Annotated in this window: 14 protein-coding genes and 1 pseudogene; 6 read left to right on the top strand and 9 right to left on the bottom strand. The window is 73.7% G+C overall.

The window, feature by feature from the left end; genetic code table 11:
• Positions 1-6: 6 nt before the first annotated feature.
• Together ABZ693_RS22935 and ABZ693_RS22930 are read right to left on the bottom strand one after the other, a co-directional pair.
• Entirely contained in the window at positions 7-1,380 is a 1,374-nt protein-coding gene (locus ABZ693_RS22935; protein ID WP_359880251.1) for a hypothetical protein, read from the bottom strand.
• Between the two features lie 343 nt (positions 1,381-1,723).
• Entirely contained in the window at positions 1,724-3,106 is a 1,383-nt protein-coding gene (locus ABZ693_RS22930) for an NsdA family TPR-like regulatory protein (RefSeq protein WP_359880248.1), read from the bottom strand.
• Between the two features lie 462 nt (positions 3,107-3,568).
• Here ABZ693_RS22930 and ABZ693_RS22925 point away from each other — a divergent pair.
• The 3 genes and pseudogenes from ABZ693_RS22925 to ABZ693_RS22915 form a co-directional block, all read left to right on the top strand.
• A pseudogene (locus tag ABZ693_RS22925) lies at positions 3,569-4,219 on the top strand (bifunctional DNA primase/polymerase); the annotation flags it as partial.
• Positions 4,220-4,653: 434 nt separating this feature from the next.
• Positions 4,654-5,493, top strand: a complete 840-nt coding sequence (locus ABZ693_RS22920; protein WP_435842513.1) for an ABC transporter ATP-binding protein — start codon at positions 4,654-4,656, stop codon at positions 5,491-5,493.
• On the top strand, positions 5,490-7,157 hold the full coding sequence (locus ABZ693_RS22915; RefSeq protein WP_359880242.1) for a transporter: 1,668 nt from the start codon (positions 5,490-5,492) through the stop codon (positions 7,155-7,157). Before ABZ693_RS22920 ends, ABZ693_RS22915 begins: the two co-directional genes overlap by 4 nt.
• Positions 7,158-7,288: 131 nt before the next feature.
• Here ABZ693_RS22915 and ABZ693_RS22910 read toward each other — a convergent pair whose 3' ends face one another.
• From ABZ693_RS22910 to ABZ693_RS22900, 3 genes are all read right to left on the bottom strand, one after another.
• Positions 7,289-8,257, bottom strand: a complete 969-nt coding sequence (locus ABZ693_RS22910; RefSeq protein ID WP_359880241.1) for a hypothetical protein — start codon at positions 8,255-8,257, stop codon at positions 7,289-7,291.
• A gap of 119 nt (positions 8,258-8,376) precedes the next feature.
• Positions 8,377-9,225, bottom strand: a complete 849-nt coding sequence (locus ABZ693_RS22905) for an alpha/beta fold hydrolase (RefSeq protein ID WP_359880239.1) — start codon at positions 9,223-9,225, stop codon at positions 8,377-8,379.
• Positions 9,226-9,768: 543 nt separating this feature from the next.
• On the bottom strand, positions 9,769-10,461 hold the full coding sequence (locus ABZ693_RS22900) for an iron-dependent transcriptional repressor DtxR (RefSeq protein ID WP_359880238.1): 693 nt from the start codon (positions 10,459-10,461) through the stop codon (positions 9,769-9,771).
• Positions 10,462-10,611: 150 nt separating this feature from the next.
• Between ABZ693_RS22900 and ABZ693_RS22895 the strand changes: the two genes are divergently transcribed.
• Positions 10,612-11,367: an SIS domain-containing protein gene (locus tag ABZ693_RS22895; RefSeq protein WP_359880235.1), complete on the top strand. Its 756-nt coding sequence runs from the start codon at positions 10,612-10,614 to the stop codon at positions 11,365-11,367.
• Positions 11,368-11,438: 71 nt separating this feature from the next.
• On the opposite strand, the gene ABZ693_RS22890 is transcribed toward ABZ693_RS22895, so the two are convergent.
• Positions 11,439-12,815 carry a PAS domain-containing protein gene (locus ABZ693_RS22890; protein WP_359880233.1) on the bottom strand — a complete coding sequence of 459 codons (1,377 nt, stop codon included), beginning with the start codon at positions 12,813-12,815 and terminating at the stop codon, positions 11,439-11,441.
• A gap of 422 nt (positions 12,816-13,237) precedes the next feature.
• Entirely contained in the window at positions 13,238-13,987 is a 750-nt protein-coding gene (gene pdxH / locus ABZ693_RS22885) for a pyridoxamine 5'-phosphate oxidase (RefSeq protein ID WP_435842512.1), read from the bottom strand.
• A 248-nt stretch (positions 13,988-14,235) separates the two neighbouring features.
• On the opposite strand from pdxH, the gene ABZ693_RS22880 reads away from it, so the two are divergent.
• Positions 14,236-15,345, top strand: coding sequence for a citrate synthase 2 (locus ABZ693_RS22880; RefSeq protein WP_359880230.1), 1,110 nt, complete (start codon positions 14,236-14,238; stop codon positions 15,343-15,345).
• A gap of 102 nt (positions 15,346-15,447) precedes the next feature.
• Here the strand turns inward: ABZ693_RS22880 and ABZ693_RS22875 are convergent, their stop codons facing one another.
• Positions 15,448-15,972 (bottom strand): TetR/AcrR family transcriptional regulator, encoded by a 525-nt coding sequence (locus tag ABZ693_RS22875; protein ID WP_359880348.1) that lies wholly within the window; start codon positions 15,970-15,972, stop codon positions 15,448-15,450.
• 104 nt (positions 15,973-16,076) lie between these two features.
• The gene (locus tag ABZ693_RS22870; RefSeq protein ID WP_359880228.1) at positions 16,077-16,799 is read right to left on the bottom strand and encodes an enoyl-CoA hydratase family protein; all 723 of its coding nucleotides are present in this window, start codon (positions 16,797-16,799) and stop codon (positions 16,077-16,079) included.
• Between the two features lie 372 nt (positions 16,800-17,171).
• Here ABZ693_RS22870 and ABZ693_RS22865 point away from each other — a divergent pair, with 372 nt between their 5' ends.
• Positions 17,172-18,518 (top strand): hypothetical protein, encoded by a 1,347-nt coding sequence (locus ABZ693_RS22865; RefSeq protein WP_359880225.1) that lies wholly within the window; start codon positions 17,172-17,174, stop codon positions 18,516-18,518.
• Positions 18,519-18,548: the final 30 nt, after the last annotated feature.

Genomic DNA, 18,548 nt, shown 5'->3' with positions numbered 1-18,548 from the left:
GCCGGCTCAGAGCTGGGACCACTCGCGCCGCGACAGCTGGTACTTGTCGGCGGTCGGGTTCCAGAGCCCGGACGCCTGCTTCTTGGCGGCGGTGGCCTCGCCGCTCTTCCGGTCGCCCGCCTTGGACTGGCTGGTGGGCCTGACGTGACCGCCCTTGCAGACCTTGTGGTTGGTCTTCGCCTGGACCGCCCACGCCGCGTAGTAGTCGTCGGCGGAGGCCGACGCCTGCCAGGCCCGGGTGAGGGAGTCGGTGAGCGCGGCGTTGTTCGGGATCTTGTCCACGGACAGCGTCTTGAGCCGGGTGATGAGACCGCGCCGCTGCGCGGCCGCGGCGCGCAGGTCGGCCGCGGCCTGGTCGAGGTTGTCGCACTTCTTGATCAGCTCGACCGAACGGATCACCGCGTCACGGCTGCTGTTGCTGTCCGCGAGCAGCTTGTCGAGGGCCGCGGCCTGGGTCTTCACCGGGTCGACGGTCGCCTCGGGCGCCGGCGCCTGCCCGGGGCCGGTGGGCGGCACGGGCGAACTGGCGGCCACGTTCTGGTCACCCTTGCCCGCGACGTTCTTCTTGTCGTCGCCGCCCCCGCTGAGCAGCGCGCCCGCGCCGAGACCGACCACGGCGCAGCCCGCGACGACGGCCGCGATCAGCTTCACCGGCGCCTTGCGGCGGGGCGGTTCGGGCTCCGCGTAGTGGGGGTCCTGGTACGCGTCCTGGTAGCCGCCGTACGGCTGTTGCTGCTGCGGCGGGGCCGCCTGCGGGTGCGGGTAGCCGTACCCGTGCTGCTGCTGGGGCTGCTGCGGGGCGGCCTGGGGGTGCGGATAGCCGTACCCCGGCTGCGGCTGCGGGGCCTGCTGCGGGGCCTGCTGCGGGGCGTCGTTGCGGAACAGGTTGTCGAAGTCGGCGAGCGGCGGCCGCTCCTGCTGCCCGTGCGGCGGCGGTACGGCGCCGGGGGGCGGGCCCTGCGGGTGTCCCGGCGGCGGGCCCTGCTGGGGCACGGGCGCGAGGTACTGCGTCGCCTGGTTGTCCGCCCCCGCGGGCGGGACCGGCGGCAGGTACTGCGTGGCCTGGCTGTCCGCGCCGGGGGCCGGGGCGCCGGGGACGGGGCTGATGTACTGGGTGGCCTGCGCGTCCGCGGGGGCGGCCGGGTGCGGATAGCCGTATCCGGGCTGCGGCGCGCCGTGCTGCGGGACGCCGGGCTGCGGCGCCTGGGCGGCGTGCGGATGCGGATAGCCGTAACCGGGCTGCGGCGGCGCCCCCGCGCCCGGTATCGGCGGCAGGTACTGCGTCGACTGGGCGTCCGAGGGGCCACCAGGGGTCACCTCAGGGGGGAGGGGCTGAGCGGCCGGATACTGCTGCTCCGGCCCCTGTCCGCTGTGCGTCACCGGGACTCCTACCAATGGACTGTGTGTGCGTCCGCCTACCTACGGAACCGTCGGCTCACGCTACCGGGTGGTCACGGGGCGCCGCACACACGTCCGACCCAGGTGTAACGGAGGTGTGACGTCGGTGATCTCCGTCACGCCCCCTTCTTCACGCCCCTCCTCCCGGCCGCCGCCTCCGTGCCGGCTCCTCCACGCGGCCTCCTTCCGGCGCCCGGTTCCCCCGCCTTCACTCCTCTTCACTCCTCTTCACTCCTCTTGACTCCCCTTCACACCTCTTCGCTCCTTTCACCACCCCGTACGCGCCCCCGAACCCAGGCCCGCCCGGGTCACGCGCGCCGCCTTCTCACGCCGCGTACAGCTCCAGCCGGGTCCCGAACTCCCGTACCACCACCTCCGCCGCGAACGGTTCGAGCCGCTCCTTCAGATCCCCGAGGTACTCCATCCCCCGCGAGGACCGCAGCGTCCGGAGCATCTCCAGCGCCCGGCCGCCCGTGTGCACCGCCTGCTCCACCTCGCGCTGCTGGACCTGCGCCGCCGCGAGCAGCGCCAGGCCGATCGCGCGCCGCCGGGCCCGGCTCTCCGGATGCCCGGACAGGGACTTCCGGGCCGCGACCGCCGCCTCCCGCCCCCGCCCCAGGTCGCGGTGGCCGTGCGCCAGTTCGTCCGCGAGATACGCCTCGTCCCAGTGCGCGATCCAGTCCGGGTCGTCGCCCGCCTCCGGATCGGCCCGCTCCAGCGCCTCCTCGGCCCGCCCCACGACCAGGTCGAAGGCGTGCCCGTCGCCCAGCAGCGCGTGCCCGCGGGCCTCGGCGGCCAGGAACATCGCCTGGGCGCGCGGCGGCACCTGCCCGCGCGCCCCCTCCTGCGCCGCCCGCGCGAGCTGCGCGATCTCGCGCGGATTGCCGAGCTGGGCGGCGAGATGACTCATCGACGCGGCGAGCACGTACCCGCCGTACGCCCGGTCCCCGGCCGCCTGCGCGAGCCGCAGCGCCTGGATGTAGTAGCGCTGGGCGAGCCCCGGCTGCCCCGTGTCGACGGCCATGTACCCGGCCAGCTCGGTCAGTCTCGACACCGCCGCGAACAGCTCGCGCCCGACGGCCTCCCGGTAGGAGCCGGAGAGCATCCCGGACACCACGCTGTTGAGGTAATGGACGACCACCGGCCGTACGTGCCCGCTGCCGAACTGCCGGTCGAGCCGGACCAGCGCGTCCGTCATCGCCCGTACCGCCGCCACGTCCGAGACCCCGACCCGCGCCCCGGCGGCCCGCGCGACCAACGGGTCGGGGCCGGTGATCAGCCAGTCCCTGCTCGGTTCGACGAGCGCGGAGGCGGCGACCGCCGAGCCGGACAGGAAGTCCCGCCGGCCCACGTCGCTCCGCCACAGTTCGCAGACCTGCTCGATCGCGCCGAGCACGGTCGGCGCGAACTGGAGGCCGACGCCGGAGGCGAGGTTGCGGCCGTTGGCCATGCCCACCTCGTCGATGGTGACCGTACGGCCCAGCTTGCGGCCCAGCGCCTCGGCGATGATCCCGGGCGCCCGGCCGCGCGGCTGCTGGCCGCGCAGCCAGCGCGCCACCGACGTCTTGTCGTACCGCAGGTCGAGGCCGCGCTCCGCGCCGACCATGTTGACCCTGCGGGCGAGGCCGGCGTTGGAGCACCCGGCCTCCTGGATGAGCGCCTGCAGCCGTTCGTTGGGCTGGCGGGCGACGAGTGGCCTGACTGCCATGGTTGTTACCCCCTGAGGCCGGCGTTCGGTTCGGGCCTGCCCGGTCGTTCCAGCGGTGTACGGTCCGGTCGTTCCAACGGTGTCCGGTCCGGCCGGGCCGGTCGCTCCGGCCGGTCCTGGCGGGCCCGCCACGCGAGGCAGGTCTCCGGTCGGGCCCGTCGGTCGCGTTCGTCGATCCGGTCGGTCACCTTGGTCTTCATCGATCCCGTCGATCGACTGGCTGATCACTGCCCGGCCGATATCCGGTCAATGCAGATGTGAACACGCGAAACCGGACACGCCGGCCGCGGGAGCCCTCGGGGCTCCCGCGCGGTGCCCTCCGCACTGCGTACCCGCCCCACCGCCCCCACCTCACCACGCGCCCCCGCACATGCACCCGTGCGCCCCGCGCACGGGATCGATGCGCCACCCACCAGAGCGTGACGCCCGTAACCACGGGTGACGGCGGGAGTTGAGTCGGGTGTGGAAGAGACCATCGGAGTCACGAAATCCGCACAGATCCCCAAGGAACGACGAGAGTCGCTTCTGGACAACGCCGTGCGGTACGCGGAAGAGCGGCACTGGGACGTGTTCCCGGGGACCTGGCTGGAGGCCGTGCCGGGCGGCCGCGTGCGCTGTTCCTGCGACGGGGACGCCTGTCGGATGCCCGGCGCCCACCCCGTCAGGCCCGACTGGTCGACCCAGGCCACGGGCAGTGCCGGCGGTGCGCGCCGGCTGTGGTCGAAGCATCCGGCCGCGTCCGTCCTGCTGCCCACGGGCCGTACGTTCGACGCGATCGAGGTCTCCGAGACGGCCGGCCTCCTGGCGCTGGCCCGGATGGAGCGGATGGACATGATGCTGGGCCCGGTGACCCACACGCCGGACCGCCGCATGTACTTCTTCGTCCTGCCCGGCTCCGCCTGCAAGATGCCGGACCTGGTGCGCAGTCTGGGCTGGATGCCGTCCGTGCTCGGTCTCTCCGGGTACGGCGAGGGGCGGTACGTGGTCGCGCCGCCCACCCGGGTCGGCGGCTACGGCGTCGTGCAGTGGGCGCGCAAGCCGACCCCGGCGAACCGCTGGCTGCCGGACGTCGAGTCGCTGATCGGCCCGCTCGCGTACGCGCGCGGCCGGGAGATGGCGGACGCGCGGGACCAGGACGAGGAGCAGGCGCGGCGCGGGGACCGGATCGAGCGGGCCGGCCGTACGTACGCCACGGAGCGCGCCGAACGCGCCGAACGCAGGGAGCGGGCCGAGCGCCGTGAGCACGCCGAGCGCCGCGACCACCTGGAACGCCGCGAGCGGATGGAGCGCGTGGAGCGCCGGGACCGCGCGGAGCGGATGGAACGCGCCGACGCCGTCGCGAAGCGCCCGGGACCGCCGGGCCCCCCGGACCGCCCCCGGCTGCCGCAGCGCCCCGGCCCCACCACGAAGCACACCGGATCCGCCGCGCATTCTTAACGATTCATAACGACGGGAACGCTCCTCGACATTTTGGCTAAATGACCCGAGCGCACCCCCCTCTAAGGTGGTCCAGACCGAACGGGCAACCGAGGGGGTTGACGCATATGGTGCCTGACCAGGCATATGACGGGGCGTTGGGTACGGAGGGTGGTGCGCCGCAGGACGGCGGCACTCCCGCCGTGCGTGTCGAGGGGCTGTGGAAGAGATTCGGCCAGCAAATCGCGGTGAACGGGATCGATCTGGTCCTGCCCGCGGGCAAGTTCATCGGTCTGGTCGGCCCGAACGGAGCGGGCAAGACCACCACGCTCTCGATGATCACGGGCCTGCTGCGGCCCGACGCGGGACGCATCCGGGTGGCGGGGCACGACGTATGGGCCGATCCCGAGTCGGTCGCCCAGGTCAAGACGCGGATCGGCGTCCTGCCGGAGGGGCTGCGGATGTTCGAGCGGCTCTCGGGCCGTGAGCTCCTCGCGTACAGCGGCCGGCTGCGCGGGCTGCCCGGCGCCGAGGTCGACAAGCGCGCCACCCAGCTGCTGGAGGTCCTCGACCTCGCGGGCTCGCAGCACAAGCTGGTCGTGGACTACTCGACCGGTATGCGCAAGAAGATCGGCCTGGCCGCCGCACTGCTGCACAACCCCGAAGTCCTGTTCCTCGACGAGCCGTTCGAGGGCGTCGACCCGGTGTCCGCGCAGATCATCCGCGGCGTCCTGGAGCGCTACACCCACTCCGGCGCCACCGTCGTCTTCTCCAGCCACGTCATGGAGCTGGTGGAGTCGCTGTGCGACTGGGTCGCGGTCATGGCGGCCGGGCAGATCCGCGCGCAGGGCCCGCTGGAGCGGGTGCGCGGCTCGGCGCCGTCGCTCCAGGCCGCGTTCCTGGAACTGGTCGGCGCCAACGGGCGGGACAGCGGCGAGTCGCTGGACTGGCTGGGCGGTCCGGCCCGATGACCACCGCCACTCCCCCCGCGCCGGCCCCCACGCCGGCGTCCTCCCCGGCGCCCGCCGCCAAGGTGCCGTCGCTGACCTCGGTCTTCGTCCGGCTCAAGCTGTCGATCCTGAAGAACGGGCTGAAGCAGTCGGGCGGCCGCATGGCCGCGTACATCTCCTCGATCGCCTTCGCCACGCTCTTCGCCGTCGGCATGCTGTTCGCCTTCCTCGGACTGCGCGGCAGCGCGGACGCGGGCACGGTGACGGTGCTGCTCGTCGGCGTGCTCGCGCTCGGCTGGACGGTCATGCCGCTGTTCGTCCCCAGCGGTGACGAGACGCTGGACCCCTCGCGTCTGGTGATGCTGCCGCTGCGGCCCCGGCCGCTGACGCGGGCTCTGCTCGTGGCCTCGCTGGTCGGCGTCGGCCCGGCGCTCACGCTGGTCCTGACGCTGGGCGCGGCCCTCGCCGTGGCCCGGGGCGCGGCCGCGGCGGTCGTCGCCGTGCTGGCCGTACCGCTGGTCCTTGTCGGGTGCGTGGCGCTGTCCCGCGCGGTCGCCGCCGCGAACATCCGGCTCCTCACCTCGCGCAAGGGGCGCGACCTGGCCCTGCTGTCCGGCCTGATGATCGCGGTCGGCATGCAGTTCGTGAACCTGGGCGCGCAGCGGCTCAGCGAGGCGGGCGGGCTCGCCACGCTGCGGCCGGCCGCCGAGGTGGTGGGCTGGCTGCCGCCGGCCTCCGCCGTCTCCGCGATCGACGCGGCGGGCGACGGGGACTACGCCGTCGCCGCCGTGAAGCTGCTGATCTCCGCCGCCGCGCTGGCCGGGCTCGTCGCCTGGTGGCAGCGCAGCCTGGTACGCCTGATGACCGAGCCGGACGGTTCGACGATCGGCGCGTCCGGGGGCGGCGGCGCGAAGGCCGAGGACACGCCGGCCGGCGCGGGCCGGCTCGGCCGGATGCTGCCGGACGGGCGCGCGGGCGCCGTCATGGAGCGCAGCCTGCGCTACATCTGGCGCGACCCGAAGACGAAGGCGTCGTGGGTGACCTCGCTCGCCGTCGGCCTGATCGTCCCGGTGGTCAACACCGTGCAGGGCAACGGCTCGCTGTACTGGGCGTGCTTCGCCACGAGCATGCTCGGCATGCAGATGTTCAACCAGTTCGGCCAGGACACCTCGGCGTTCTGGATGGTGGCGCAGACCATCGCCACCAAGGCCGACGCCTACGCCGAGCTGCGGGCGCGGGCCATGGCGCTGCTGGCCATCACGCTGCCGTACACGCTGTTGGTGTTCGTGGCGACGGCGGCGATCCTCGGCGAGTGGAACGGCTTCGCGCAGGTCCTCGGCGCGGCGCTGGCGATCCTCGGCGCGATGGTGGGTCTCGGCGCGGTGGCGTCGGCGTACTTCCCGTACTCCATCCCGCAGGACAGCGCCTACAAGAACGTGGCGCCGGGGCAGGGCGGACTCGCCTGGATGTCCATCTTCGGCAGCATGTTCGCGGCGGCGGCGCTGTGCTCGCCGGTGCTCGTGCCGGCGATCCTGATGGACGACTCGGACGCCGTCACGAGCATGGGGCTGCTGCTCGGCGGCCTGCTGTACGGGGCGCTGCTGATCTGGGGCGGTCTGAAGCTGGCGGCCCCGCGGGTCGCGAAGCGGCTGCCGGAGATCCTGGCAGCGGTCAGCAAGGGCTGACGGCGGCGCCCGTCGCCTATCGCCCGTCGCCCGTCGCCCGTCGCCCGTCGCCCGTCGCCCGTCGGCGATCACATCTCGGAGGCCCTCGCCGTGCGGCGGGGGCCTCCGCGTTGTGGCGGACCATGCGGAGGTCAGCGCAAGGTGATCACCTTCTCCTGCCTCAGCTTCTCCAGCTCCGCGTCCGACAGCGAGTGCAGTGTGGCCAGGAGACGGCGCAGCAGGGGTTCGTCCGCGGTCCCGTCGCCGACCGTGACCTCCACGTTCCCGATGCGGCGCGCGAGGGTGACCTTGCGGGCGCCGTCCGGGAACTCGTCGACCAGCTTCATCACGCCGTCCGCGCCCACCGCGCAGGTCCTGTCCTTGACCGGCTCCGGGCAGCGGAGTTCCGGCGTGAACACCCGGCGCACCGCGAGGCCCGCGTACCCCGACACGTAGCTCTCCCGGACGGGCCGGTACTCAACGGTGAAGTCGGTGGGGCCGACCTGGGCACGGGACACCCGCATGCCCGCCGGCGCGTCGCCCAGGAACAGCAGCTCCTTGTGCTCCCGGTACCGCGCGAGCTCGGCCTCGTCCTGCTGCCGCTCGGCGCGCGCCGGGCCGACGAAACCCCCGTACGCCACCGCGGCGGCCAGGACGGCGAGCGCGGCCGGCCGGACCCACCGGCCCGGTACGAAGAACGCGGCGGCCACGGCGTACGGCACCCCGGTCAGGGCGATCCGGGTGCCGGCGCTCCCCAGGTCGACGTCCCCGGTGTAGGCCGCCAGACCCGCCAGGATGCCGATCGTGCCGAGGGCGAAGACCAGGGCGGCCCAGCCGACCAGCCCCGACCGGGAACCGCACATCGGCACCACGGTCCTGGCCGGCAGGCCCGCCAGGACCAGCAGAGCCAGCGTCAGCGGCACGGCCACGGCGAAGACCGGTGCCGCCCCGCCGCTCCAGGCCGCCGCCACCACGCCGAAGCCGAGCATCGGCACCGCGGCCGTCATCGCCGCCCAGACCAGGAAGAGATGCAGGGCCGTCAGCGCGCCCCTGCCGTGTCCGCCACCGGTTCCGCCGTCGGTTCCGCCGCCACTTCCGCCGCTTCTGCTGTCGGTCGTCATGGCGCGGAGCATGTCAGCGGGCAGCCACGGAGTACATGAGTACGCGTACTCAGCACGGAACCCGCCAACCGGGCTTGGCGGCGGGTTCCCGACGAGACGGGGCAGACGACCGGGATGGGTCAGACGGCGAGGACGCCGTTCAGGAACGGCTCGACGGCCTCGCGCCAGGCGTCGGCGTGCTCGTAGTGCAGCAGGTGGCCCGCGTCGGGGATCTCCGCGTACGCGCCCCGGGGCAGCACCCGGACCATCTCCTGGGCCTCGGCCCGGCCGAGTTCGCCGTCGAGGCCGCGGACGACGAGGGTGGGGCAGCCGACCCGGGCCAGCGAGTCCCAGTGCGCCTCGCGGGCCCAGATCTCCCGGGACGTGAGCATCTGGCCCGTGTCGAAGACCGGCCGCCAGCCGTCCGCGTGCTCGGCCATCACCTCGGCGAAGAACGCGCCCCGGGCCGGCCGCGGGCGCTCCACCCAGGGGTCGTCCTCGCCGAACCAGCGGTGCACGGCGTCGAGCGTCGGGAACGGCACCGGCCAGTGGTGGAACCAGTCCTGCCACTCGCGCTGCGAGGCCACGCCGAGCGCGGAGGGCCGCATGTCGCAGATGACCAGCGCGCGGACCAGGTCGGGGCGCTCGGCGGCCAGCCGCCAGGCGGTGAGCGCGCCCATGGAGTGGCCGACCAGGGTCACCGGGCCGATGCCGAGGTCCTCGACGACGGCGGCCGCGTCCGCCACGTACGCCTCGCAGGTGTACGGGCCGGCCGGCTTCTCGCTGGCGCCGTGGCCGCGCTGGTCCAGGGCGATCGTGCGATGCCGCGGGGCCAGCCACGCGGCGGCCGGGGCCCAGTGGGAGGCACTGCCCATCAGACCGTGCAGCAGCAGGACGCCGGGCCCGCTGTCGGGTGCGGTCGGTTCCGTGAAATCCCAGGCCGCCAGGCGTACGCCGTCGGCTCCCTTGACGTCGAGTCGTCGCATCACGCTCCTCGACACCCCCTCTTTCCCCATGACCCCGCTTGATCCGTGGAACTGCATCAGATTATCGAACCTACGTTCGAAAGCGCCCTTCTGCCACGCGACACCCCACCTTCGAGTGACAGCCCTCAAGGGTTGACGGCCGTGGCCGAGGGGAGATCTTGAGCGGGGGGCGGACCGCTCGGGGAAACCGGTCCGCGGGGAATGACCCTGAGAGCTCGGGGCTCCGGGTCAGCACAGGGGAGGACGAACCCCGGCGCCATGCGGCGCCGGGGTTCTTCGCTGCGTCTGTCGTCGGGAGGGCGACCCTCATCACCCCAGCGTGGCACAAAAAGGGGCGCACGCGCGGCCATTCCGCCGTGAATCGTGACGGCGAGGCGGGGAAAGACAGGAAAAAGCTCGCCCCGGCCCCCGATCCGGAGCCGGGAGTCCGGATCAGGGATCGGGATTCGGGGCTCGGGGACCGGGGCCGGGGCCGGGGATCAGCGAACGGGGTTCGGGGATCAGGGGGCCGCGCGGCGCCTCAGGCTCGGGGAGCCGGGCGGCGCCTCAGCGCTTGGCGACGAAGACGTGCGCCGCGATCTCCGCGTCCAGCTCGGCGGCCTCGCCGCTGCTGCCCACCAGGACACCCCCCGGCGACTCCGTCACGGACACCACGGAGCCGGGCTGCACGCCCGCCCGCCGCAGCGTGTACATCAGCTGGGCGTCCGTCTGGATCGGCTCGCCGATCCGCCGCACGATCACCGTCTTGCCGTCGTCGCCGGCGTCCAGGTCCGCGAGCGACACCATCGACTCGTCCAGGAAGGACTCCGCCTCGGTCCGCTCGCCCAGCTCCTCCAGGCCCGGGATCGGGTTGCCGTACGGCGACTCCGTCGGGTGCCGCAGCAGCTCCAGGACGCGCCGCTCCACGGCCTCGCTCATCACGTGCTCCCAGCGGCACGCCTCGGCGTGGACCTGCTCCCACTCCAGGCCGATCACGTCCACGAGCAGGCACTCGGCGAGGCGGTGCTTGCGCATCACGCGCGTGGCCAGGCGGCGGCCCTCGTCCGTCAGCTCCAGATGCCGGTCGCTGGCGACGGCCACCAGACCGTCCCGCTCCATGCGCGCCACCGTCTGGCTGACGGTCGGACCGCTCTGGTCCAGCCGCTCCGCGATCCGGGCACGCATGGGGACCACACCTTCCTCCTCCAGCTCCAGGATGGTGCGGAGATACATCTCGGTGGTGTCGATCAGTCCGGACATACGTGCCCCTCGATGAGTCGTGCGCTGGCCCTGCCCCAATTCTGACGCATCGCACCGACAACCGTGGCTCGCCGGACGACGCGGTATTGACAGAGCAATGGTCCAGACCGCACCGTGATCCGCGACCACGAGGGAGAAGGAGCCGCCGCCATGGGCGAGAGCAAGCTGGCCGGGCAGTTCTTCGACGCCGCCATCGGCCTGCTCGAGAAGGTACGGGACGAGGAGGCGGCGTCCGTCGCCGCCGCGGGCACCGCCATCGCCGAAGCCGTCGTGTCGGGCGGCCGGCTCTTCGCGTTCGGCGCGGGCCATTCGTCGCTGGCCGCGCAGGACGTGGTCTACCGGGCGGGCGGTCTGGCCCTGATGAACCTGCTGGCGGTGCCGGGCGCCGTCGGCGTCGACGTCATGCCAGCGACCCTCGGCTCGGCCCTGGAGCGGGTCGACGGCCTGGCGAGCGCGGTCCTCGACTCCTCCCCCGCGCGGGCCGGCGACGTCCTGGTGATCATCTCCCTGTCCGGGCGCAACGCCCTGCCGGTCGAGATGGCGATGAACGCACGCGCCCTGGGCCTCACCGTGATCGGGGTGACCTCGGTGGCGTACGCGACGGAGACCCGCTCCCGGCACGCCTCGGGCACGTACCTCAAGGACCACTGCGACATCGTCCTCGACTCCAAGATCGCGGTCGGGGACGCGGAGCTCACCCACGAGGCCGTCGAGGCGCCGTTCGCGCCCGCCTCGACGGTCGTCACCAGCGCCCTGATGCAGGCCATGACGGCCGCGGCCGTCGAGGAGCTGGTTGCGCGCGGCATCGAGCCGCCGCTGCTGCGCTCGGGGAACGTGGACGGCGGCCACGAGTGGAACGGCCGTGTGATGACGGAGTACGGGGACCGCGTCTTCTACCGTCACTGAACGATTCGGATGCTCACGCGCGCGTACGTGGGGGCCGTGGCGTGTTCTCGCCACGGCCCCCACGCCGTCGTTCACGGCTGTTCCGCCGCCGGGACCGCCAGCCGGGCCGCGACCTGGGCCGCCACCGTCTCGGCATATGCCGTGTCCTCACGGCAGAAGGGCGGCCGGAAACCGGACCGCAGGAAGGTGAGGACGCCGAGGGTGCGGCCGCCGGCCCGCAGCGGCAGGCACAGGGCCCGCATGGTGTCCGCCGGCCAGCGGTGGTCGGCGGCCCAGCGCGGGGCGCCGGAGGCGGAGGTGTCGGGCACGGCGGCACCGGGTGCCTCGGCGCGGGCCGGGGCCGGGTGGGCGACCACCCGCAGCGCGGGGTGCGCGGCGGGGTAGCGCGTCGGGATGCCGCCGGAGGCGACCGGCGCGACCGGGCCGGGAGCGGCGGCGCCGGAGGGACTCGCGAGGATCCGGACGAGCCGCCCGTCCGGGGTGGCCCGGTCGACCAGGACGTGGTCCGCGTACCCCGTGAGGACGGCGTCGAGCAGCGCGCCGGCCGCCCGCAGCGGGTCCTCGCACTCGGCGGCCGCCGCGCACGCGCGGTGCAGCCGGGCGAAGCGCAGGGTCAGCCGGTCGGCGTCCTGGGTGGCCCGCCGGGTGTCGGTGACGTCCTGGAAGAGCCAGCCCGCGCCGAGCGGCACGGGGTCGTCCGCCTCCGCGAACGGCGAGGCGAGCCGGACGAACCCGCAGCGCCAGCAGCGGCGGCGTTCACCGTGCGGGCCGCGCAGGGTCACCCACACGTCGGCCGGTTCGGGCGCGCTGCCGGAGGCGAGGACGTGCAGGAGGGCGCTCTCCAGTTCGTCGACGCCCTGGCCGACGAGGTCGCCGAGGGGCCGGCCGAGCAGGGCGGCGCGGGGCGCGCCGAACGCGCGCGCGGCGTGACCGTTGAGCACGGCGGGGCGCAGGTCGGCGTCGACGAGGACGACGCCCCAGGCGGCGTCCGCGAGCAGCCCCTCGCCGAGCGCGAGCGAGCGTTCCAGGTCGATCTGGACGTGGGTCTCGCCGAAGGCGCAGTACACCCCGGCCGGGCGCCCGTCGGCGCCGCGCACGCCGGTCGTCTGGGCGCGGACGAGGACCCGCCCGCCGTCCTTGCGCAGCAGCGCGAACTCGTGGACCTGCCGGCCCGGCACCGTCATCGCGCACATCAGCCGGGCCAGGACCTCCTCGGCGTCGGCGCTGCGGGCCGCCCAGCCGTCGAACCCGTGCCGTCCGACGGCCTCCCGGGCGCTCCAGCCGAGGATGCGTTCGGCCTCGCGGTTCCAGTGGGTGACGGTGCCGGTGGCGTCGAGCGCGCAGAGCGCGGCGTCCATTCCGTCGAGCAGGGCGGCGAGCAGATCGACACCCGGAACCTCCGGGACGCTCGCCGTACCGGTCGTGTCGCGTGTAGAGCCAGTACTCATCAGGCCACCCCCTGCCTCATTCAACTCGAAACGTGACCCAGGACACAGCCCCTTCGGTGAAAGTTCGGCGTAAGGACGCCACAAAAATTCCACCGCGAAAAACCGGTTGAGCCGGGAGACGGGTGCTTCCTAGGGTGGGGGTACACGCGAAAGGAGGTGATCCGAAAACATGATTTCTTTTCGGACTCGTGAGGTGACTGCGGGCTGAGGCCTGCCGTCGCACTCGTGTGCAGCTCGGCAGGCCGTCTGCCGACACCACCGCAGTCACCCGACCCGTGGGCCGCCGGTCAGTCCGACCGGCTCCCGTCCGAACCTAGGCGGACGGGACCAAGGCCCACGGGTCGTCTGCGTTTCCCCGCCTGTCACCCCGTAGATCCGGGAGCCCGTGCACCACGGGACCCGCACACCAGGGAGCCCGTGCGTCACGGGGACAGGCGCTCCACCCGCCAGGACCCGCCCTCGGCCACGTACCGCAGCCGGTCGTGCAGCCGGTTCTCGTGCCCCTGCCAGAACTCCACCGTCTCCGGGACGACCCGGAAGCCGCCCCACTCCGGCGGCACCGGCACCTGCTCGTCCTTTGGGTAGCGGGCGGCCAGTTCCTCGTACCGGGCGAGCAGTTCGGCCCGCGACCCGATCACCGTGGACTGGCGGCTGGCCCACGCGCCGAGCTGGGAGCCGTGCGGACGGGTACGGAAGTACGCGACGGTCTCGTCCCGGCCGGTGCGCTCGGCGCGGCCGGTGACGATCACCTGGCGGGCCAGCGGATGCCACGGGAAGAGCAGCGAGACGTACGGGTTGGCCGTCAGCTCGCGGCCCTTGCGGGAGCCGTAGTTGGTGAAGAAGACGAAGCCGGCCTCGTCGTAGTGCTTGAGCAGCACCGTGCGCGAGGAGGGGCGGCCGTCGGCGTCGGCGGTGGAGACGATCATGGCGTTCGGCTCGTGGATCGCCGGGTTGGCGGCGGTCTCCTTGAACCAGCGCGCGAACTGTCCGATCGGCTCGGGCGCGAGATCGTCCGTGATCAGTTCCCTGGTCCGGTACTGCTCGCGCATGTCGGCGGGATCGAGGGGTTCGAGGGGCGCACCGGCGGTATCGCGGGAATCACGCGCGTCGTGCGCGTCGTGCGCGTCGCGGGGTGCGTCGGCGGGATCGAGGGCGTCGGTCACGTGTCCCATCCTGCCGCAGCGCTTCATTCTGCCCAGTGGCACGGGGTGCCAATCCTTCCTCGCCGGATCGGCGCAGTGTGCCGGATGTCACGCTTCCCCGCACCATCGGAACCGTACAGACTCGTCCCTGAATCGCTGTCACTCTCCCCCAAGCGGACCGCCGAATGATTGATCATCGATCAATTATTCCCTTGCTTCTTCGCAGCCGTCCGTTCGCGTTCCGTTGCGTCACCATCGATCGATCGAGGAGCCGCCCCATGTCCGACTTCGTACCCGGGCTCGAAGGAGTCGTCGCTTTCGAGACCGAGATCGCCGAACCCGACAAGGAGGGCGGCGCGCTCCGCTACCGCGGGGTCGACATCGAGGACCTGGTCGGGCACGTCTCCTTCGGCAACGTCTGGGGCCTGCTCGTCGACGGCGCCTTCAACCCCGGCCTGCCGGCCGCCGAACCCTTCCCGATCCCGGTGCACTCCGGCGACATCCGCGTCGACGTCCAGTCCGCGCTCGCCATGCTCGCGCCGGTCTGGGGCCTCAAGCCGCTCCTGGACATCTCCGCCGAGCGAGCCCGCGACGACCTCGCCCGGGCCGCCGTCATGGCGCTGTCGTACGTCGCCCAGTCGGCGCGCGGCCAGGGCCTGCCGATGGTGCCGCAGAGCGAGATCGACAAGGCGGGGTCGATCGTCGAGCGGTTCATGATCCGCTGGCGCGGCGAGCCGGACCCGAAGCACGTCAAGGCCGTCGACGCGTACTGGACCTCGGCCGCCGAGCACGGCATGAACGCCTCCACCTTCACCGCCCGCGTCATCGCCTCCACCGGCGCGGACGTGGCCGCCGCCCTGTCCGGCGCGGTCGGCGCGATGTCCGGGCCGCTGCACGGCGGCGCGCCGTCCCGCGTCCTCGGCATGATCGAGGAGATCGAGCGCACCGGCGACGCGACCGCGTACGTGAAGCAGGCCCTCGACAAGGGCGAGCGCCTGATGGGCTTCGGCCACCGCGTCTACCGCGCCGAGGACCCGCGCGCCCGTGTGCTGCGCCGGACCGCCAAGGAGCTCGCGGCGCCGCGCTTCGAGGTCGCGGAGGCGCTGGAGAAGGCGGCCCTGGAGGAGCTGCACAACCGCCGCCCGGACCGGGTGCTCGCGACGAACGTGGAGTTCTGGGCCGCGATCGTGCTCGACTTCGCCGAGGTCCCGGCGCATATGTTCACGTCGATGTTCACGTGTGCCCGTACGGCCGGCTGGTCGGCGCACATCCTGGAGCAGAAGCGCACCGGCCGCCTGGTCCGCCCGTCCGCCCGCTACACCGGGCCGGGGCAGCGCGACCCGCGCGAGATCGAGGGCTTCGGCGACATCGTGGACCTCGCGAACTGATCCGGCGGCCGTACGCGCGCGGTACGCGTCGTACGGCCCGTACCGCTCGTGTACGGGCGCGGGCCCGGGCCGTCCGCCGGGGACGCCCGGGCCCTTGAGCGCTCAGCCCAGGGCCTCGTCCAGGAGCCTCGCCCACTGGGCGACGACCCGTTCGCGGCGGGCCCGGTCGTCGGTGAGGAGCGTGGCCAGGCCCAGGCCGCGGGCCATGTCGAGGAGGCCCTGGACGGATTCGCGGACGCCGGGGCGGGACTCGTCGGCGCCGAGGAGTTCGACGGCGATGCGGTGCGACTCGCGGCCCACCCGCGCCTCCAGCTCGGTGACCCGGGGCCGCAGCTGCTCCTCGTCGGCGGCGGCGACCCACAGGTGGAGCGCGGCGCGGAAGAGCGGCCCGGTGTAGAGGTCGACGAGGGCCGCGACGACCGTGGGCCGGTCCTGGGTGGGCAGGGCGCGCAGGGCCTGGGAGCGTTCCTCGGCGACGTACTCGACGGCGGCCGTGAACAGGTCCTCGCGGGTGGGGAAGTGGTGCTGGGCGGCGCCGCGCGAGACCCCGGCGCGTTCGGCGACGACGGAGACGGTGGAACCGGCCCAGCCGTACTCGGCGAGGCAGGCGACAGCCGCTTCGAGCAGCCGCTGCCGGGTGGCGCGGCTGCGGTCCTGCTTGGGCCCGGCGCCGCGGCCGCCGCCGTTTCCGCCCCCGTTACCGCTTCCGGGGCCCGCCGGGCCGCCGCCAGTCACAGTCGCCACGCGGGGTCCCGTCGTTCGAGGAAGGCCGTCATCCCTTCTCTCGCCTCGGTGGAGGCGAAGAGCGTGGCGGACAACTGGACCAGTTCCTCCGCGTCGCGCTCGAAGGTTTCCAGGACTCTAGCCGTGACCAGCCGCTTCGTCGCGCGCAGCCCCTGCGGGGAGGCACGTCGCAGTCCGTCGAGGACCTGGCCGAGGTCGGCGAGCGGCCCCGTCACCAGTCCCATCACTCGCGCCTCGGCCGTCCCGAACCGCTCGCCCGTCAGGAAGTAGCGGGCCGCCGAGCGGGGTTCGAGCTTCGGCAGCAGGGTGAGGGCGATGACGGCGGGCGCGACCCCGATCCGTACCTCCGTGAGCGCGAAGTCCGCGCCCTCCGACGCCAGGACGACATCGCAGGCGCCGAGCAGTCCGAGCCCGCCGGCCCGCGCGTGGCCGTCGACCACGCCGACCACGGGTTTGGGGAGTTCGACGATCTGCCGCAGCAGGTCGACGAAGGTGTACGGGCTCGGGGGCGCCTTCAGGTCGGCGCCCGCGCTGAAGGTGGTGCCGGTGTGGGCGAGCACCACCGCGCGGACGGCCGGGTCCTTGCCGCAGGCGGCGAGAGCGTCGGAGAGTTCGGCGACGAGCGCCGCCGACAGGGCGTTGCGGTTGTCCGGGGAGTCCAGGGTCAGGGTGGTGATCCCGCGCTCGGACGCCGTACGGATGAGGCTCATGTCCGGTCCTTCCGTTCCCTCGGTGCCTTCGAAGTCGTCGGTGCCTTCGGTGCCATGGGCGCGCTGGGCGCCCTGGGCGCCTTCGGCCCTTCGGTTCCCGGCGAAGGATCTTGCCCGACACCACCCGGGTCCCGGTGTCGTTCGACCGAACTCGACCTGTCGTTTCTTCAGCCGGCCGCTGGTACGGGCGCGGTGCGGCGGACGGCTGGGTGAGACCTTGGCACCGGCGTCGAAAACAAGCAAGCACGCATGCATGGTTCGGCGGCCGCGACATGGGTGTGGCGCCGGGAAGTCGCGCGCGGTTACGATCGCCGCGATGACGACTCACACCTCTCACAGATCGGGGGTCCCGTCCGCGCAAGGTGAGTGCTGATGCTCACCGACACCGCGAACGGTACGACTCCTCTTTCCTTCTGGCCGCGCGTGCGCGAGTTCGCCGTGCCGGCCTCCATGATCGAGACCGCGACCGCACGGCGCCGGACCGGCGACTGGGCCGGTGCGTGCGCCGCGGCGGGCTTCGATCTCGACCTCGGCCTGAAGTCCCTGGCCCGTACCCACGGCAGCGAGGCGGCCCGCCATGTCCGCGCGGATCTACGGCACTTGGCGCCCGACCTGCTGCGCTGGCACATGCCCCGGATCGCTCCCGACGGGCTGCTGCGGCCCGGCCTCACCGTTCCTCTGGCCCGGTACGAACCGCCCGACCGGGACGTGCCGTCCGCGCTGACCCTCGTGGTCCGCACGGCGCCCGCCTGGGCGGACGGCGGGCAGCGGATCAGTCTCGCGCTCTGGGACGGCGGACCGCCCGGCGGCCCCGCGTACCCGCATCCCCATCCGCACCCCAGCCGGCGCTTCCGGTTCGATCTGCACCGGCACCTCTGGGACGCGCGCCGGACCGATGAACTGCGGGCCCGCTCCGGGGCGGTGGACGACCCGGAGCCGGACGGGCCGCCGTTCGGCCGGTGGGCGGCCGAGGCCCGGATCCTGCTGCGTTCCGAGGGGCGTACGTCGGGTGACGTGGCCGTACGGGCGGCCGGCCGCCGGTTCGTCGTCGCGGTGGACGCTCGGGCGGCGGCACGGATCACCGAGCAGCCGCGGGGCGACCGCGGCGGCCCGGGTACCGTGTTGCCGCTGCTGCCCGACGCGGCGGCCGGTGTCCCGCCGGACCTGCTGCTGTTGCGGGCCGGCGCGATCGATCCGGGCCGGCTGCATCCCCTGGTCGCCGCCGCGCTCGTACCCGATCGCGCCCGGGAGACGCCGCCGCCGGCGGAGCACGAGCCGGGCCGGCCCCGGACCGTGGTGTGCCGGGGCGCCCGGCACCGGATCGCGCTGGTCGACGGGGTGCTCTCGGCGCTGGACCACTCGCCCGCCGAGGTCCGGCGGGAGGAGTTGCTGGCCGCCCTGTCCGGCACCCCGCTGCCCTGCCTGCGGGCCATCGACGACGCGCACCGTCGCCCCGAGGGCCTCGCCGGTGTACGGGACCGGCTGGACCACGGTGACGCCGCCGGGGCCCTGGCCGTCGTCGAGGGCCTGCTCGGGCCCGCGGCGACGCTGCGCGACGGCGCGCTCCGGGACGCCCTGGAGGACGCCGCCCGGCGCCGGATCACGTACGGGCTCTACCGGGCCGGCCTCATCGGCCCGCGGCCCCGGCAGCAGGCCGGCCGCGCACCCCGCCGTACCGAGAACCCCCGCACCCGGCCCCGCCGCCGCTCCCCGCGCTGATCCGCGCGAGCCCCCACCCTTCCCCTCCTC

This window comes from Streptomyces laurentii (genome assembly GCF_040635425.1).
In the GTDB taxonomy this organism is placed as follows: domain Bacteria; phylum Actinomycetota; class Actinomycetes; order Streptomycetales; family Streptomycetaceae; genus Streptomyces; species Streptomyces laurentii.
This window is presented reverse-complemented; position numbering and strand designations above follow the sequence as displayed.

What these genes read in the sequence shown, in the direction of transcription:
- ABZ693_RS22910 (WP_359880241.1), bottom strand. Translation starts at nt 8,257, where the DNA reads ATGACGACCGACAGCAGAAGCGGCGGAAGTGGCGGCGGAACCGACGGC.
- ABZ693_RS22865 (WP_359880225.1), top strand. Translation starts at nt 17,172, where the DNA reads ATGCTCACCGACACCGCGAACGGTACGACTCCTCTTTCCTTCTGGCCG.
- pdxH (WP_435842512.1), bottom strand. Translation starts at nt 13,987, where the DNA reads ATGGGACACGTGACCGACGCCCTCGATCCCGCCGACGCACCCCGCGAC.
- ABZ693_RS22880 (WP_359880230.1), top strand. Translation starts at nt 14,236, where the DNA reads ATGTCCGACTTCGTACCCGGGCTCGAAGGAGTCGTCGCTTTCGAGACC.
- ABZ693_RS22930 (WP_359880248.1), bottom strand. Translation starts at nt 3,106, where the DNA reads ATGGCAGTCAGGCCACTCGTCGCCCGCCAGCCCAACGAACGGCTGCAG.
- ABZ693_RS22890 (WP_359880233.1), bottom strand. Translation starts at nt 12,815, where the DNA reads ATGAGTACTGGCTCTACACGCGACACGACCGGTACGGCGAGCGTCCCG.
- ABZ693_RS22895 (WP_359880235.1), top strand. Translation starts at nt 10,612, where the DNA reads ATGGGCGAGAGCAAGCTGGCCGGGCAGTTCTTCGACGCCGCCATCGGC.
- ABZ693_RS22900 (WP_359880238.1), bottom strand. Translation starts at nt 10,461, where the DNA reads ATGTCCGGACTGATCGACACCACCGAGATGTATCTCCGCACCATCCTG.
- ABZ693_RS22870 (WP_359880228.1), bottom strand. Translation starts at nt 16,799, where the DNA reads ATGAGCCTCATCCGTACGGCGTCCGAGCGCGGGATCACCACCCTGACC.
- ABZ693_RS22915 (WP_359880242.1), top strand. Translation starts at nt 5,490, where the DNA reads ATGACCACCGCCACTCCCCCCGCGCCGGCCCCCACGCCGGCGTCCTCC.